The sequence below is a fragment of the Segatella maculosa DSM 19339 = JCM 15638 genome (genome assembly GCF_000382385.1).
GTDB classification, from domain to species: domain Bacteria; phylum Bacteroidota; class Bacteroidia; order Bacteroidales; family Bacteroidaceae; genus Prevotella; species Prevotella maculosa.
In genome coordinates this window covers 1-2,234 of sequence record NZ_KB908369.1, presented here as the reverse complement: position 1 = coordinate 2,234, position 2,234 = coordinate 1, and the positions used below count along the sequence as shown (strand labels likewise).

Genomic DNA, 2,234 nt, shown 5'->3' with positions numbered 1-2,234 from the left:
TTAGTATTGCCCCGTGTCGGGTCTACGGCATTGGTGATTCCCAAGATATTATCCACCGCATCATACTGATATTTGTTGTGCATGATGGATGTTCCTGCCGAGGTGAGCGTCATCTCCTGCAAACGCTCGCGCTGCTTGTCGTAGGTGTAACGGCTTTCCGTGCCGTTGCCCAGCTTGGTGTAAACGGTATGCCCGTCCTTATCGTAGCCTATCTTTTCGACAAGGGTTTCCTCTTTGCCGAGCTTGTTGCTCGTAAGACTTTCCACCTGTCCCGCCGCGTTGTAATGGTAAGTAACCGTTTCGCCGTCGGGATAGGTCATCGTGCGCACACGGTTCCAGCTGTCGTAGGTGGCGCCGTAGACGTAGGTGCGTATGTCGGCAAGGCTCGCCATGACCGTCCGGACAGTCTTAACGACTTCGCCCTGTCTGCCGTAATAGTAGGCTTCGCCGCCTGAAGTATCTTCAACAAGCATCAAGGATATATTATCTTATTTATTCTTTTTTCTTATTAGATTTTTCAAATCGGCGTCCTCTCCAATATATATTCTTATTACTAACTAACATATAGTCATCTTTTATATAATAGGAGTGTAGAATTTCTTCATTTAGTCCCGGTATGCATACATTTATTACATTCATATCTTTTTTAATATTGATTTTATAAGGATATTTAAAGAATAGCACTCCGTAGAATGTATTATCAGCATTTAAACTAAAATCGAGCAGAGGATTATCAATAAAAATCTCAATATCTTCTATGCCGTTATTAGGAATCTCTAATGTATTTTCAAAAAGAGAATAATTTAGCGAATAGTCTTTAAAATTTGTACTAACTGTTATTTTTATCTCTTTTTCGAAGTGCGGTAAGATAAATTTGATTTGTATCTTATTGTTTAGTCTTTCATTTCTTGAATAGCTGATTTTTATATCCTTAAATAATAGGGCTGCAGGATACTCTTTAGAAGATACTTCTATGACATCTTTCTTTATATTTTTTATCCAGCAGTCCGCCAAAATATAGGATGGCAGACCGAGCATCTTCAAGCTCCTAATAACTAGATGATTACCTTGTATCATCATCTCATAGGAACTGCTGCTATAATTCCCATCTAACTTACTTTGTGCGGTAATTGTCAAGGCACAAAGGAGTGAAATTATTAAAACATATTTTTTCATTTTCTTTTTATCTTATCTTGTTTTTGTCTAAAATCCGATAATTCTTTTATTAGTGGATATACGGGTTCACCCGAACTATCTCTGATTCTACCAACAGAATGTATGTTTATATCATTAAGTCTCCTTATACCACTTTCTGGAAATGATAGATCAAAAGAGTATTGACGCTTATATGCTTCAATTTCCATATTACTAATTGCTTGGTATCTATCTCTTGTAGGTGCATTAATTCCTGCATTTAATAAATTACCTTCAGAATTGAATTCAAGTCCGCCAGCTTGCCATGATTGTATAATATGAGTAATTTCATGTATCGATAATGCATCTGAAGATGTTTCTATTAGTATTTTTCCAATAGAAGAACGTTTAACAGAATGTCTACCTCCTTCTGTCTTAAGAAAAGCGAAAGTTGTTTCTTCTTCATTACCTAAAAAATCAATATCTTCCCTACTGTTTTCTAGATTATCTATGCGCATCTGAGCCTCATTAATTCTGTCATTAATCTTGTTAATCTGTTTCTCTTTCAGATTACCATTAGCCAACCTTTCTTTATCTTTACTTATTTGTGTCCTTAAAGATGCTACTTTATTATCTATTTTTGCTTTTAATGCTTCTGCCTCTTTTGGCTTTTCCCATTTCATACCAGTTGGATCCACCAATCGAACAGGATTATTTTTGCAATATATAAATGAGGACGTATTTAGGGACTTCTCCGCCAGCGGATCTACTCCCAGCCACATGGAGATTTTGGGATCCATGTATCTGGCACCGTAATAGTACAGCCCAGTTTCTTCATCTAATTCTTTACCATTGAATTTATACGGCATTTCCTCTGATGAAGAATGTTCATCTACCAACAACTCACCGTACGGCAGGTAAGCATTAAACTGGGTGATATTGGCATCTTTGTCCGTGATGTAGCTGGTACTGCCGAGGTGGTCGGAGTGATAGAAGAAGATTTCCTCAATATTGGTGGTATCCGTTGGGATATAACCATAGCCCGGTTGCGCATTGTCGGGGTCTTCGGGTGCTCCCCACTGGATGGGCGGCCCCGGAGG

Annotated in this window: 2 protein-coding genes and 1 pseudogene; all 3 read right to left on the bottom strand. The window is 38.4% G+C overall.

The annotated features are described in order from the left end of the window. Positions 1–476 (bottom strand): annotated as a pseudogene (locus H164_RS14845) (RHS repeat domain-containing protein); the annotation flags it as partial. A gap of 16 nt (positions 477–492) precedes the next feature. Beyond that, positions 493–1,176, bottom strand: coding sequence for a hypothetical protein (locus tag H164_RS0114195; protein WP_019969239.1), 684 nt, complete (start codon positions 1,174–1,176; stop codon positions 493–495). Then, the coding region (locus tag H164_RS16030) for an RHS repeat-associated core domain-containing protein (RefSeq protein ID WP_282705208.1) at positions 1,173–2,234 on the bottom strand (1,062 nt) is incomplete at its 5' end. The genes H164_RS0114195 and H164_RS16030, both read right to left, overlap by 4 nt.